Below are 14624 nucleotides of genomic sequence, written 5' to 3'. Positions count from 1 at the left end.
AATTGAATTTGATGCACTATCTGCCCGTTAGAAATAACGGGCAGTTTTTTTACTTCATTATTATTTCTGTACTGCCTTCAATACAAAATCGCTGGTGTCACGCAATACTGCCTTGGCGTTTGCTGGCTTGTCCATCATGCGCGACAACAGTAAGCCACCTATCAGCGAAGACAAGACGCCGTGCGCGGTAGCAGCATCATCCTTGACACCTGAACGCTGTAATTGTTTGCTGATAATGGCCAGCAATTGATCAACCCCTTGCGCCATCACTTCCTTGCTTGCTGTCTCGCCGCGCGCGGCTTCTGCCCCCATTGCCGCAATCGCACAACCATGGCCAGGATGTTCACTATGCGCCCGGCTCAGGTAGCTATGCACGAGGCTGGCGATGGCTTCTTCGTCGCTGACCAGTTCTGTCTTGCGCAGCAGTTCTGTACGTGTGCTTTCCAGCGCGGTACTGCAGGCTTCGGCAATCAGGGCTTCCTTGGATTCAAAGTGCTTGTAAAAGCCGCCATGCGTGAGCCCGGCTTCTTTCATCAGGTCGGCCACACCTATGCCATTGATGCCATGTTCACGATACAGGCGGGCAGCGGTTTCCACTATGCGCTCACGGGTTTGCGCGGCTTGTTCGCGGGTAGTTCTCATTTGCTCTATTCCTAAAAAATCTGCCAACCAGAGTTTTCATTTTAATACTGGTTTTAATCAGGTTTGACATGAATCTCTATTTTAGATGATAATCAACATCTATTGGATTATATTCGTCATCTAATTTCGGGGGAAGTATGAATACACCAGCCAGAGCAATAAATAATGCAACAAGCAATCCAATAAATAAGGCAACTAATAAGCCCATCATGGACATGATCTTGCAGGCATTCACCCGGCCACAAAGGCAGGCGGAAACTGAGGATGATAAAAAGGCATTGGCGCATGCGCGCCGCGTCAGTATTCCTTATGCAGGCCTGGAATTGCGCGCCTGGACCTGGGGGCAGGGGCCGCAAGTCCTGCTCCTGCATGGCTGGGAAAGCCGTGCCAGCCACATGGCAGGTTTTGTCGCCCCTTTGCTGCGGGCAGGTTTTAGCGTGACTGCGCTGGATGCACCGGCACACGGTGCATCGCAAGGCGAAACGACCAATGTACTCGACTATGGCAAGGCCGTTGTCGCAGTAGCAAAGCATCTGGGAGCACTCACCGCCACGATCTCCCATTCAGTAGGCTCAGCCGCCAGTCTGCATGCATTTGCGCAAGGCGTACAAGTCAAGGCCAGCGTGCATCTGTGCGGCCCTGCTTCGTTGACGCGCGTATTCCAGCATGCAGCCAGGGCTGGTGGCCTGGATGAGACAGCCAGGCAGCAGTTGGAAGATATGCTGGCAAGCAGCATAGGTGCACCGCTGTCATCCATGGATTTGTCCCAGTTGCAGCATGGCATGCATCACCCCGCCCTGATCCTGCATGACCCTGAAGATAAAGAAATACCCTACTCCGAAAGCCAGGCACTGGCGGCTGCCTGGCCGCAAGCCAGTCTGGTGGCAAGTGCAGGAACCGGACACAGGCGCATCTTGCGCACGCCAGAGATACATGCGGCAGCAGTCAGCTTCATCATCAACAAACTTGCCGCCGATATTGTTGAACGAGTGATAGAAGCCGGAGAAACATCATGAAAAATATCAGTCCCTGGCCAACCTTTGCCCTGGCCAGCGTTGCTGTATTTCTGGTGTCGCTTGATGCCACCATAGGCTTCGCTGTCTTTCCCGCATTGCGCCACGCCTTCCCGGATGTACGGCCCAGTGAGCTATCCTGGGTGTTGAATGCCTATACCATCGTTTATGCTGCATTACTGGTACCCGCCGGTCGCCTGGCAGACTTATTGGGGCGCAAGCGTTTGTTCATACTTGGTGTAGGCGTGTTCACCCTGGCATCTGGTTTGTGCGGTGTGGCTGGCAGCACGGGCATGCTGATCTTCTTCCGTGTCTTGCAAGCTGTAGGCGCGGCCTTGCTGACGCCAACTTCTTTGGCGCTGGTATTGCAGGCTTTCCCTATCGAGAAACGTGCCATTGCCGTCAGCCTGTGGGGTGCGGTTGCTGCGCTGGCAGCGGCAGTCGGGCCAAGTGCAGGTGCGCTCATTATAGAAAGCATCAACTGGCAATGGGCATTTTTGATCAATGTGCCCATAGGTATTATTGCCATGATCAGGGCCGCGTTAAGCCTGTCAGAATCACGCAACCTGGAAACCGGCCATCGTTTTGACTGGCCAGGTGTGTTCTTGCTCATTGCAGGGAGTGGCTTGCTGATACTGGGCATAGTCCAGTCCGACAGTTGGGGCTGGCAGGCACCGGCGACTCTTGCCACCATCAGCGTTGGCGTAGCAATACTTCTTGTCTTTATTTATTGGGCTAAAGGCAGGCCACATGCAGCGGTGGATTTGAGTTTGTTCGAGGACAGGAATTATCGCTTTGTGAATGCTGCCACCCTGGTATTTGGTGCAGCTTTTACCGCCATGTTCCTGAGCTTCTTTTTATTCATGACGGCGATCTGGCATTACGGTCTCACCAAGGCTGGTTTTGGTATCACACCTGGCCCTTTGATTGTCATGCCAGTGGCAATTATCTCTGGCCGTTATGTCGCCCGTTTTGGTCATAAACCTTTGTTGGTAACAGGTGGATTGATCTATGCCCTGAGCGGCTTATGGTTTTACCTGAACACCAGTCTGACAGCTGATTATCTTACGGTCTGGTTGCCTGGCATGCTGCTTAGTGGCATAGGTGTAGGGTTGGTGCTGCCATCGCTTTCAGGTGCAGCCGTGGCGCGTTTGCCTGCAAAACGTTTTGGTGTGGGTAGTGCAGTCAATCAGGCAATCCGCCAGTTTGGTTCTGCTCTGGGTGTGGCGTTCACAGTGACCATACTGGGGGGACAGGTGCAGAATCTGCAGCAATTCCGCTATGTTTATCTCTTTTTGGTTGCGGGTGGTGTATTGACTTCTTTGCTAAGTATGTTCATCAGGACCCAAGCTGTGCAAAAACCTGAGATACAGGCCGATGTGCCAATAATAGCCTGATCCGGACACCAAATCATGCATCAGGATAAATCAAAAGATCACGAGCATGAGCAAGGGCGTCATCCAGTCTGTCATTGCCCCAGTACATCTGCTCGCCAACAAAGAAGGTTGGCGCACCAAATATGCCTTTGTGCATGGCCAGCTCAGTTTGCTTGCGCAGCTTCAATTTGTTTTCATCGCTCAGCGCTTGCTCAATGATCTCAATTGCCGGCAAACCCATATCGTTTAACACAGCAGTCACTACATCCTTGTTGTCAATATCGCGATCATACGCAAAATTCATTTGCATCATGCGACGGCAATATTCCGCTATCCAGCTTTGTTCCGCACCCAGCACAGCGACCCTCAATGGCAAGATGGCAGAACGCGGGAAATTGCCAGGCCTTTTCCAGGGCAGGTCATACTTGCGGCATTGTCTTTCCATGTCCAGCCAGACATAATCACCCTTGGCCTTTTGCAAAACAAAGGGCGAAGTGTTCCAGCCAAAAGCCTGAAATATGGGGCCAAGCAAGAATGGTTGCCAGCGCACCCTGACACCAGCCCTGGCTGCATCCTGCTCTATACGCATGACGCTCAGGTAACTGTAGTTGCTGCCAAATTCAAACCAAAAATCGATGACGGGCATGGTGGTGACGGGCGTATCCATCGTGACTCCTTTTCAAAATACAACAAGGCAACGCAGCTCTATGCTTTCCCTTGGTGGTGCATCATCTGGTGCATGTGGATGATCAAATGCAGCATGTGGTGTAAAGCGCGAAACGCCATTGAACTGGCTGTCATATTGCTTGAAGATCAGTGCCTCATTCGGCTTCATCTCCGAAAAATAAGACCAGCGATGTCTGGGCGAAAATCTGGACAGATAAATCTCACCTGTACGATGGGGGTATTTGACATCGCAAGCCAGCAAGTGAGATTGCCTGACCGTGCGCGCATCACACACCGCCAGCGGTGTATCCAGCACGGTATTGTGGGTAGGGCGCCAGATATTGATGATGCAATAGCGCCGTATCTGCGCCATCACTTCCATATCTCTGACAACAAGCGCCAGGCGCTTTTGCCCTGATTGCTCGGTGTAGTCATTGTGTATGCGCCCATTGGCTGCTGCCAGGCCATTCTCTGCTCGCTTGCCGAAGGATAAAGTGGTTTCTCTGGGTTCGCGCCTTCTGACCAGATGATCGAAGACATAAGCCTGTCTGCCACCAGTAACTGCCAGCGCCAGTTCACGCGCTTCCTGATAATAATCAGACCTGACCTCTTCGTGATCCATGAAATTTTTCACGGACGTAGGCGCATCCCACAATTCAAAACCCTCGCGCTCAAGCTGGGGTTCCTGTTCTGCCTGACGCGCATCATATATGGCCACTTCACGCAAATCATAAGTGGCGTTTTCCCATGGGATGCCAGTGGGTGGTTCAAAGGTATAGCTGACAGGGCGTTGCTCGCCAGGCAGGACATAGCTCATCGGCGCCAGCACGTAGCTGCTGCCTGGCATTGATACCGGTAGTGAAAATTCCCTTTGATGCTCAGTAAAGACATCCATATTGCCTCCGGCCATATTGTGACGAAGCCGGGCTTCCGGATGGTAAGTTCAGGGCTGTCGTCTATGGATATTTAAACGGATGTGAGACTGATATTCAAACGAGATTTTTGCGCCATTCGCATGCTTGAAATGCATGCGAATGCACACTTAAGTCTGTGAGATGCTAAAAATATTAACGACTGTTTTCTGCGAGTAGTCTGCTCCTGACCTCCATCAAGGCAAAACCAAGCAAATTCAAGCCTTGCCAAAGTTGTGGGTTATTGCTGTCAGGATGGTCTTGTGCCAGACCTATGCCCCAGATTTTATCCAGTGGACTGGCTTCGACGATGATCTTGTCTCCGGTACTTAACAGGTACTGCTTCAGTTTTGGGTTTTGTAAAAACTTCGCATAGTTACCATCGACTACTATCTGGAAGCGATGTTCTACCCACAATGTCTCTTCATAATTCTTCACTTTCCTGCCCAGGCGTTTCACCATATCCGGATCATTGGTCGCCAGGATTTCCTTAAGCACGACCTGGTCGTCGAACAATCTGGCTTTGCCAGCCATCATGTAATGTTCAGCAGTAGGGTAAGTGATGCCATCGATCTGAAACGGCGCAACAAACCATTGACTGAAACAGGCTCTGTCTGCTTGCAGGCCGCGTTGCTTATGACCCCAGAAATGCAGATAGTTGAATTGCCTTCCCGCGCCTATCTGCTCTAATAATTCTTCTAGCGTATTCATGTCTTTCCTGTGCTGTCTGGATTGCTGTCCACAGGCCAGGTTAATACCCAGGCATGCTGTTCTGTGGTTTGAGGTGTCTCTGGCCAGTAGCGTTTCTTTTCCATCTGCTGCCATAATTGCGCCAGTTCCTGTAAGCCTGCTTTGCTGTCCTGATGCTGTTCCGCCAGATAGCAACCTATGACCGTGCCGGTGCGGCCAATGCCGCCAAAGCAATGCACATACACGGTATGCTGCTTTGCCAGTGCTTCGTGCAGTGCTTGCAGGATTTCCTGCATCTGCCCTAGCGACGATGGTGTATGTCGGTCTGGTATGGCAAAGCGGCGGTGCTGGGCCTGCATGCCGCGTTCTTTCGCCAGCTTCATCAGCAGCGGTGCATAAGGGGCCAGTTCATCTTCTTCTGTCAGGTCGATAAAATAATCGACGCCGCAATCGAGATATTGCCCCAGCCTTTGCGCTGCCGTGTTTGCATCCAGTGCGCCCGGGTATTCTCCTGCCAGTAATTGTCCGGGCCTTACCCAGTAAGTATTCTGATGTGGTCGCTTGGTTGTCATCATCATTCAATTCATCCTGATCAAATATGTTGGTGGCACGCTGTCGCATAACCATACGCCATTCGCCGATACAAAAAAATGGAAGCCATCTTCCTGCATCTGTTTTGCCATGACCTGCAAGATAACCGGCGTGCCGTGCCGCGCACCAACGGTATGCGCCGTTGTCGTATTTGCCGAAAGATGGACATGATGACGCGAACCCGGGCGCAGTCCATCTTTCATGATGGAAGCAATGAAACGGCTCGCCGTGCCATGATACAAAACATCCGGCGGTACTTCCACAGGCAAAGCCAGATCTACCATTACCGAATGCCCCTGGTTTGCACGTATGCGCAAACCATCTTCACTGATGGCAAAGCGCTGCTTGTCAGAAATGCGCACTGCTTCATGCAAGTCTTCCAGCTTGAAACGTTTGCCATGCTTCGCGGCCTGGCTCATTAGTGTGGATATTTCTGTCCAGCCTTGTGCATCCAGAGTGATGCCTATGGAGTCGGGCTGGTGGCGCAGTACGTAGCTGAGGAATTTGCTGAAGTTTTTTTGAGATTGAGTTATTTGCATTTTATTTTTCTTTTTATGAGTTACCTGTCTTGCAGGATTAAGTGCACTATAAATCAAGTTAGTTATATAAATCAACTAAGATAGTTTCGTAATGTAACTAAGATTGTCCATTTGTTGTTTTCGCGCATGTTTGAGATGGAAGTAAATAGCCGATCACAATTAAGCGACATTGGAAGGTAAATACATTGAGTATGTATTTATTGCATTTTTCGAATTTGCAAGAAATTGTAATCACTAGAGGCAGAGATGCAGGCGCAGAGCGAAACTAGCGATTTATGCTAAGTTATTGAAAATAATAACTTATTCTTGGCTGCCAGCAGCGTCTTTGACACCGATTAATGAAATAAAAGAATATATGGCTACTTAGTTGCTAAAAATAACTAAGTGGCCTACAATGGAATCAGCCTCACAAGAAAAAGGAAATATCATGAAACGCAATTTGCAAGTCCTCATCATTGATCCGCAAAATGATTTCTGTGATTTGCCGCCAGCTTATCTGGCAAGGGATGCGCATAGTGCAGAGCCATTATCGCCAGCCCTGCCTGTGCCTGGTGCCCATGCCGACATGTTGCGCGTGGCTGAACTTATCAATAAAGGCGCAGATGGCATCAGCGGTATCAGCATCACTCTGGACGCACATCATCGCTATGACATTGCCCATCCCACTTTCTGGATGACAGGGCAGGGCGCGGCAGTGGCTCCTTTCACCAGCATCTCTGCAGAGGCGGTACGCGCTGGCGAATATCAGCCACGCCAGCCTGAAGCCTTGCCACGTGCGCTGGCCTATCTGGATGCACTGGAGGCGGAAGGACGTTATCAGTTGATGATATGGCCTGTGCATTGCGAAATTGGCTCATGGGGACAGAATGTGCATGCCGATGTGCGTGCAGCCTATAATACCTGGGAAGAAAAACAACTGGGTGTGGTCAACAAGATCAACAAGGGTTCCAACCCTTGGACCGAGCATTATTCAGCAGTCAAAGCAGAAGTGCCGGATGCCAGTGACCCGGATACGCAACTGAATCAGCAATTGATTACTGAACTGAGTAAAGCTGACCGCGTGTATATTACTGGAGAAGCAGGCAGTCATTGTGTGAAGGCTACCACTGAACATCTGGTAGAAAACTTTGCCGCAGCTGATTTGCACAAGCTGGTACTGGTAACTGATTGCATGAGTGCAGTCACGGGATTTGATGCTCAGTTTGAAGGTTTTGTGCGCGACATGGCCGCCAGGGGTTTGCAGATTGCGAAGATGGCAGATGTATTGCCTGAGTTGCTGGCGAATGTATAGAGACCGAAAAAAGATAAATGTGCAGGGTACGCCGTGCGCTTCACCCTTTTGTCAAAAAATCGCGAGCTGATGATTGTTTGTGGGTGTGTCAAGCAATGCTGCGCATGGCGCATCCTACTTAAGTGACACTAGAAAAGAAAAATATGAAACCCGTAGTTCAAAGTTTGCTGGAAACTGATTTATATAAATTCACCATGTGGCAAGCCTTGCTGCATAGCCACCCGAATACCCAGACTGAATATGCTTTCGTTTGCCGCAATTCCACTGCTTATCCGCTGGCAGAGTTAAAAGCCGATGTCGAACGTGAAATTGATCATTTGTGTGCACTGAACTTTACTGAAGATGAACTCGATTATCTGCGGTCCTTGCGTTTCATCAAAAGTGACTTCACTGACTTCTTAACGGTCTTTCATTTTCAGCGTAAATTCATCAAGGTCAGTACAGATGGTGACAACCTGCAAATCGTGGCAACGGGCCCGCAAGTGCATGTCATGGGCTATGAAATCTTTGTACTGCATATCGTTAATGAATTATATTTCCGCCGCTTGCAAACAGCAGATACTCTGGAAGAAGGCAGGCGCAGGCTGGCAGCAAAGATAGAACAAATCCGTGAATTTGGAAAAGAAGCACCCAAAGCCCATCCATTTGAATTCTTTGATTTTGGCTTGCGCAGGCGTTTCTCTGGCGAATGGCATGATGAAGTCGTCGCCACGCTGGCGCGTGAAGTGCCACAATTCTTCAAGGGCACATCGAATGTGTACCTGGCCAAGAAACACAAGCTGGTGCCCATCGGTACGATGGCACATGAGTACCTGCAGTCTTATCAGTCTTTTGGCGTGCGTCTGCGTGATTTCCAGAAAGCGGCACTGGAAGACTGGGTGCAGGAATATCGTGGTGATCTTGGCACTGCCTTGACAGATGTGGTCGGCATGGATGCCTTCCTGTCTGACTTTGATCTCTACTTTGCCAAACTGTTTGATGGCCTGCGTCACGACTCTGGTGATCCTGTGGTCTGGGGTGAGAAGGCCCTGGCGCATTATGCCAAATTGCGTATCGATGCGCATACCAAACGCCTGGTGTTTTCTGATGGGCTGGACCTGGAAACTGCATTTAGCCTGTACCGCCATTTTGCTGACCGCACCATGACAGGTTTTGGCATAGGCACCAATCTGACGAATGATACTGGTATCAAGGCGCTGAATATCGTCATGAAACTCAAGTCATGCAATGGACAGCCAGTAGCAAAATTATCTGACTCTGCTGGCAAGACCTTGTGCACGGATGAAACCTTCCTTGCTTATATGCGTCAGGTTTTCAATCATCCCGTAATGTAAATGAAGTTGTATCCAGGAATATCATCATGTTGAAACTGGCAGTTGCACAATTAAATTATATGGTTGGTGACTTTGCTGGCAATACTGCCGCGATCATCAGGCATATGCAAAAAGCTGCGGCGGCAAATGCCGATGTTGCAGTGTTTAGTGAACTTTGTGTTTGTGGCTATTACCCCGGTGATTTACTCGAAGACAGTGCTTTCCTTGCGAAGGCTGAGCAGGCATTGACCAGCATCATGCAGTCTTCCAGAGAGAACCCCGATCTCGTCAGCGTGATTGGTACCGTGCGTCCAAACAAAGCTCAGGGCAAAGCTTTGCATAATGCCTTGCTGGCGATACGCAATGGTGAGATCGTTGCTGAATACTACAAGCAATTGCTGCCCACTTACGGCATCTTTGATGAGCGCCGCCACTTTGAACCGGGGCAGGAAGTTGCCAGCACACTGGATGTGGCTGGTTTCAAGCTGGGTTTCATGGTCTGTGAAGATGGCTGGAATGATGAAGAACATGATTACCAGGTTAATCCTTTCAACGCACTGACAGCAGCCAAGGTGGATCTGATCATCAGTATCAATGCCAGTCCTTCGGATATAGGCAAGCGCCAGCAAAGACATGCGATGTTTGCCAAGGCGGCAGCGCATCATCTACTGCCCCTGCTGTATGTGAACCAGGTAGGCGGACAAGATCAACTGGTGTTTGATGGCGCTTCATTTGCGGTCACACCTGATCATGGGGTGACTTTTGAGGCAGCACGTTTTGAAGAAGACTTTCAGTTGCTGGGATTTTCAGACCTCCATTTCACCGCAATTGATGGCGCAGCATTAGCCAAGCCGGATAGCACAGGTTTATCCGTACCGGAATTTACCCGCCGCCAGATCGTCCTGGGTCTGCAAGATTATGCGCGCCGTTGTGGTTTCAAGCAGGTCGTCGTTGGTTCTTCAGGTGGTATTGACTCGGCATTGACAATCGCCCTGGCAGTACAGGCACTGGGTGCAGAAAACGTTATCGCCATCACCATGCCATCAGCGTATTCAAGTACAGGCTCAGTATCTGACTCAGTCAAATTATGCGACAACCTGCAAGTCAAACTGCATACGCATCCTATACTCAGTCTGGTAGAGCAATATGCCAAGGGTTTTGAGGATGCGTTTGCCTCGCCTTTGCGCGGCCTGACGCAAGAGAATTTGCAGGCACGCATACGCGGCACCATCCTCATGGAATACTCAAACGCTTTTGGCGCACTTTTGCTGACGACGGGTAACAAGAGCGAGATCTCGGTCGGCTATTGTACTTTGTACGGCGACACCAATGGTGGCCTGGGTTTGATCGGCGACTTGTACAAGACAGAAGTGTATGCCTTGTCGCAACATGTCAACAATGCAGCCGGGTGCGAAATTATCCCGCAAGATGTATTGACCAAGCCACCTTCAGCAGAGCTGGCACCTGACCAGCTTGATACGGATAGCTTGCCACCGTATGATGAGCTCGATGAAATGCTGAAATGGCATATAGAAGGCAAGCGCCTGCCTGCCCATGAATTTGCCAAAGCGCAGGCTTTTGTAGAACAATTACAAAAGACAGAAGTTGGCCAGAAAAGCCTGAGCCGCATAATAGGCATGGTAGCGCGCAATGAATATAAGCGCCGCCAGGCGCCACCCATTATCCGCGTACGTGCCCGTGCTTTTGGTAGTGGACGCCAGATGCCGATTGCGGCAAAGTACAGCAATTAAGATTAATCAAAGTTTTATTTTATGAAGTCATCCATGCAAATCGACGTTGCAGTACTGATAGGACGCTTTCAACCTTTTCATAATGGCCATGCCACGCTCTTGCAGCTGGCGCTGGAAACTGCCGAAGAAGTGGTCGTGATACTTGGTTCATCCTTCCATGCACGCAGTACCAAGAACCCTTTCACCTGGCAAGAGCGGGCAGACATGATCAATGCAGCGCTCACACCCGCAGAGCGTGACAGGGTGTCGTATATTGCCGTACGTGATTATTATGATGATGCACGCTGGGCAACAGCAGTGCGTGGCAAGGTGGAAAGACACTTCCCTTATGCAAAGCGCATCGCTTTGATAGGCCACTTCAAGGATGCTTCCAGCTATTACCTGAACCGCTTCCCGCAATGGCAGTTGGTCGCGGCAGAGCAATTGCTGGCGATTGATGCCACAGTCATACGCCGGGTATTGTTCGAGGCGGAAGACATGCGCGTGTCACTCGATGTGATTGCCCATTACCTGCCACTCAGCATACGCCAATACCTGAAGGCCTGGAGTATCTTGCCGCATTATGCCGTGCTGGTGAAAGAACATGCACAATTGCTGGCTTACCAGGCCGCGTGGAAACCGGCACCTTACGCCCCCATGTTCGTCACACTGGATGCAGTGGTCAAGGCGGCTGGTCATATCTTGCTGGTGCAGCGCGGCGGTTTCCCTGGCAAGGGCTTGTGGGCGTTGCCTGGTGGCTTCCTTGACCAGAATGAACGCCTGTTCCAGGGGGCGATACGCGAATTGTTTGAAGAAACCAATCTGGCGGTGCTGGCCTCTACGCTTGAACATTCTTTGGTCGATGTCAAAGTGTTTGACCATCCAGGCCGCAGCCTGCGTGGCCGTACCATTACCCATGCACATTATTTTGATTTGCAGACTGATCACTTACCCGATATCCGCGCCGCTGACGATGCTGCCCAGGCAGCCTGGGTCAGCATAGACAAGTTGGAAGGGATGGAGGAATTATTCTTTGACGATCATTTCCATATCCTTGATCAGTTTCTTAATCTGACGGCTGGTGAATAAAGAAAAGGCAGGCACGATAAAGTGTCTGCCTTTTTGATTTAAGCCCCCGCTTACTTGTACTGTGGGGTAGTCAGCAAGAAACCACCACCCTGGTAGATGGTGGTGATGTCGTCTTTTTCTGGATACTCACTACTGTCTGGGTACAGGTGAGAAAACACCGTGGAGCTGTCTTTTGCCTTATAGCCCAGATGTGCGGCTTTTTTATTGTCCCACCACTTGCCCGGATTCTCAGAAACACCAAAGGCGATGGTGTGACCCACACGCTGGGCAAAGATAGAACAGCGCAGCATTTCAACCAGATCATCGTAACTGAAATAAGTCACCAGCATACGGCGTGTAGTTGGCACAGGGAAGGATGAACCTATGCGTATGCAGACGGTTTCTATGCCAAACCTGTCATAGTAAAAACGGGACAGTGATTCGCCAAAACATTTGCTGATGCCATACATGCCGTCAGGGCGGGTAGGCATGTCTGCATCGATGTAATCCGTAGTACGGTAAAAACCAACGGCATGATTCGAGCTGGCAAACACGACGCGTTTTACCTTGTGCTTGTGCACTGCTTCATAGATATTGTAAGTGCCCTGAATATTCGCATGCATGATGGCTTCAAAATTGGCTTCGGTAGAAATGCCGCCAAAATGCAGTACCACATCCACACCTTCCATCAATGCCAGCACAGCAGCTTTGTCGGCCAGATCACACTGTACGACCTCTTCGCCTTCGCCTGCAGGACCAAGATCGGCAATATCGCTAAGGCGCACGATGTTGGCCCATGCCTTGATACGTTCACGCAAAATCTTGCCAAGGCCACCCGCAGCACCAGTCAGTAAGATGCGGTTAAATGGTTTTTCAGTAATATTGGTATTCATGGGATTCCTTCTCTTCTATTGAATTCTTGATGCGCAACTATGCTCAGGCCAGGCTATCAGGTGATCGGTGCCGGGTTAAACAAGACCAGTGCATTATGCAATTTCCAGTGTTCGGCCCAGGTTTCCTTGCCACTGGCGACATCCAGCAGCATCTGGAATAACTCCCAGCCTACATCCGCTATCGTGGCTTCGCCGCTGGCGATTTTGCCGGCATTGATATCCATCAGATCATTCCAGCGTCTGGCCAGGTCATTTCTGGTAGCGACTTTAATGACGGGGACTGCCGCCAGGCCATAGGGTGTGCCGCGTCCAGTGGTGAATACGTGCAAGTTCATGCCTGCAGCCAGTTGCAAGGTGCCACAGACAAAATCACTGGCAGGCGTAGCGGCATAGATCAGGCCTTTTTGTGTCAGCTTATCACCCGGCGACAGGACACCAGAAATGGTGGAGCTGCCAGACTTGACAATAGAGCCCATGGCTTTTTCAACGATATTTGACAGCCCGCCTTTTTTATTGCCCGGTGTGGTATTTGCGCTGCGGTCGACGCCGCCACGTTTCAGGTATTCGTCATACCAGGCCATTTCCCTGATCATGGCTGCTGCCACTTCCGGATTGGCGGCGCGTGAAGTCAACTGGTCTATGCCATCGCGTACTTCTGTCACCTCAGAAAACATCACTGTCGCACCAGCACGCACCAGCAGATCGGTTGCAAAACCGACTGCCGGGTTGGCGGTCACACCTGAGAATGCATCACTGCCACCACATTGCACGCCCACAACCAGCTCTGATGCGGGGCAGGGTTCACGGCGGCGCTTGTTCAGTTCTGCCAGCTGTTTTTCTGCCGTGTGCATGATGGAGGCGATCATGGAATTAAAACCCACGTGTGCCTGATCCTGCAGACATACCAGCGCAGGTTCGCCGCTGCCTTCATCTCCCTTTTTAATAGGAATGCTGCCCTTTGGGAATAAGCGTGTTGGTTGCAGTTTTTCACAGCCCAGGCTGACCACCATGGCTTGCCCGCCAAAATTCGGGTTCAGGCTGATATTACGCACAGTGCGTATCGGGATATTGGCATTTGGTGCATCAATGGCAACGCCACAGCCATAAGTATGTTCCAGACCGATCACGTCGTCGACGTGGGGGTATTTGGGCAAAAGCTCTTCCTTGATGCGTTTGACAGCATGTTCCACCACACCGGATACGCATTGCACTGTCGTCGTAATGGCCAGGATATTGCGTGTGCCTACACTGCCGTCCGCATTCTTATAGCCCATGAAGGTATAGCCTTCCAGTGGCTCGGTTTCAGGGGCCGATACGGTAGCGATAGGCAGATCCACCAGCTCTCTGGCGGCAGGCATGCGTATCAAGGATTCTTCTACCCAGCTGCCTTGGGGGATGTTGCGCACCGCATAACCTATGGTGACGTTGTAACGGGTGATTGCTGTGCCTTCTACTATGTCTTGCAAGGCCAGTTTGTGGCCCTGGGGGACGTGCTCCAGCAATTTCAGGCCACAGGGGAAAACCGTGGCTGCAGGTAAGCCGCCATCATTGGCAACAATGGCAACGTTGTCATTACCATGCATGCGTATATACAGTGGTGAACTGACAGGCAGGCTGGTGCTGGATATCGTCATTTTCTTTTCCCCTTCTTTGCCAATTGTGGCTTTCAATGCACAAAGAGTTGAGCTGCGCATAATTATTTTTGTCGAGAAATCTGATTTTCATGAAATTGGTCATACCAAAAAGGTTTTGACTTGAACATTTACAAAGAGACTTGTGGCCGCGTTGGTAATTTGTATCGTTACTACCAAGAAACCAGTTTCTCCTATGAAAATCCGTTTTTTTATACCGTCAGATTTTTCTTTTTTTACGGGAGGAAATGCAGAGTCCGCTATAATCCC

At 50.5% G+C, this 14624-nt stretch carries 14 protein-coding genes; 6 read left to right on the top strand and 8 right to left on the bottom strand.

Annotated elements, in window-relative coordinates:
* Window positions 1-60: 60 nt before the first annotated feature.
* Entirely contained in the window at window positions 61-642 is a 582-nt protein-coding gene (locus AC3WQT_RS09845; protein ID WP_492703701.1) for a TetR/AcrR family transcriptional regulator, read from the bottom strand.
* 209 nt (window positions 643-851) lie between these two features.
* Here AC3WQT_RS09845 and AC3WQT_RS09840 point away from each other — a divergent pair, with 209 nt between their 5' ends.
* Complete coding sequence (locus AC3WQT_RS09840) at window positions 852-1658, top strand: alpha/beta fold hydrolase (RefSeq protein WP_492703700.1); 807 nt, start codon at window positions 852-854, stop codon at window positions 1656-1658.
* Entirely contained in the window at window positions 1655-3052 is a 1398-nt protein-coding gene (locus AC3WQT_RS09835) for an MFS transporter (RefSeq protein WP_492703699.1), read from the top strand. The genes AC3WQT_RS09840 and AC3WQT_RS09835 overlap by 4 nt, the downstream gene beginning before the upstream one ends.
* 13 nt (window positions 3053-3065) lie before the next feature.
* Here the strand turns inward: AC3WQT_RS09835 and AC3WQT_RS09830 are convergent, their stop codons facing one another.
* From AC3WQT_RS09830 to AC3WQT_RS09810, 5 genes are all read right to left on the bottom strand, one after another.
* Window positions 3066-3698, bottom strand: a complete 633-nt coding sequence (locus AC3WQT_RS09830) for a 2-hydroxychromene-2-carboxylate isomerase (RefSeq protein ID WP_492703698.1) — start codon at window positions 3696-3698, stop codon at window positions 3066-3068.
* A gap of 12 nt (window positions 3699-3710) precedes the next feature.
* Window positions 3711-4592, bottom strand: a complete 882-nt coding sequence (locus AC3WQT_RS09825) for a CmcJ/NvfI family oxidoreductase (RefSeq protein ID WP_492703697.1) — start codon at window positions 4590-4592, stop codon at window positions 3711-3713.
* A gap of 172 nt (window positions 4593-4764) precedes the next feature.
* Window positions 4765-5319, bottom strand: coding sequence for a riboflavin biosynthesis intermediates N-glycosidase (gene ybiA, locus AC3WQT_RS09820; protein ID WP_492703696.1), 555 nt, complete (start codon window positions 5317-5319; stop codon window positions 4765-4767).
* Complete coding sequence (locus AC3WQT_RS09815) at window positions 5316-5876, bottom strand: protein-tyrosine phosphatase family protein (protein WP_492703695.1); 561 nt, start codon at window positions 5874-5876, stop codon at window positions 5316-5318. The genes ybiA and AC3WQT_RS09815 overlap by 4 nt, the downstream gene beginning before the upstream one ends.
* Window positions 5877-6428, bottom strand: a complete 552-nt coding sequence (locus tag AC3WQT_RS09810) for an RNA 2'-phosphotransferase (protein WP_492703694.1) — start codon at window positions 6426-6428, stop codon at window positions 5877-5879.
* A gap of 427 nt (window positions 6429-6855) precedes the next feature.
* Between AC3WQT_RS09810 and AC3WQT_RS09805 the strand changes: the two genes are divergently transcribed.
* The 4 genes from AC3WQT_RS09805 to AC3WQT_RS09790 all read left to right on the top strand — a co-directional run bounded on the left by AC3WQT_RS09805 (window position 6856) and on the right by AC3WQT_RS09790 (window position 11851).
* Window positions 6856-7719, top strand: coding sequence for a cysteine hydrolase family protein (locus AC3WQT_RS09805; protein ID WP_492703693.1), 864 nt, complete (start codon window positions 6856-6858; stop codon window positions 7717-7719).
* Between the two features lie 143 nt (window positions 7720-7862).
* The gene (gene pncB, locus AC3WQT_RS09800; RefSeq protein ID WP_492703692.1) at window positions 7863-9053 is read left to right on the top strand and encodes a nicotinate phosphoribosyltransferase; all 1191 of its coding nucleotides are present in this window, start codon (window positions 7863-7865) and stop codon (window positions 9051-9053) included.
* Between the two features lie 26 nt (window positions 9054-9079).
* Complete coding sequence (locus AC3WQT_RS09795) at window positions 9080-10783, top strand: NAD+ synthase (protein ID WP_492703691.1); 1704 nt, start codon at window positions 9080-9082, stop codon at window positions 10781-10783.
* Window positions 10784-10816: 33 nt separating this feature from the next.
* Window positions 10817-11851: a bifunctional nicotinamide-nucleotide adenylyltransferase/Nudix hydroxylase gene (locus tag AC3WQT_RS09790; RefSeq protein WP_492703690.1), complete on the top strand. Its 1035-nt coding sequence runs from the start codon at window positions 10817-10819 to the stop codon at window positions 11849-11851.
* A gap of 50 nt (window positions 11852-11901) precedes the next feature.
* Here AC3WQT_RS09790 and AC3WQT_RS09785 read toward each other — a convergent pair whose 3' ends face one another.
* Entirely contained in the window at window positions 11902-12723 is an 822-nt protein-coding gene (locus tag AC3WQT_RS09785) for an NAD-dependent epimerase/dehydratase family protein (RefSeq protein ID WP_492703689.1), read from the bottom strand.
* 56 nt (window positions 12724-12779) lie between these two features.
* The gene (gene garD, locus AC3WQT_RS09780) at window positions 12780-14357 is read right to left on the bottom strand and encodes a galactarate dehydratase (RefSeq protein ID WP_492703688.1); all 1578 of its coding nucleotides are present in this window, start codon (window positions 14355-14357) and stop codon (window positions 12780-12782) included.
* Between the last annotated feature and the right edge of the window lie 267 nt (window positions 14358-14624).

Source organism: Undibacterium sp. FW305-107 (genome assembly GCF_058788535.1).
This window is presented reverse-complemented; position numbering and strand designations above follow the sequence as displayed.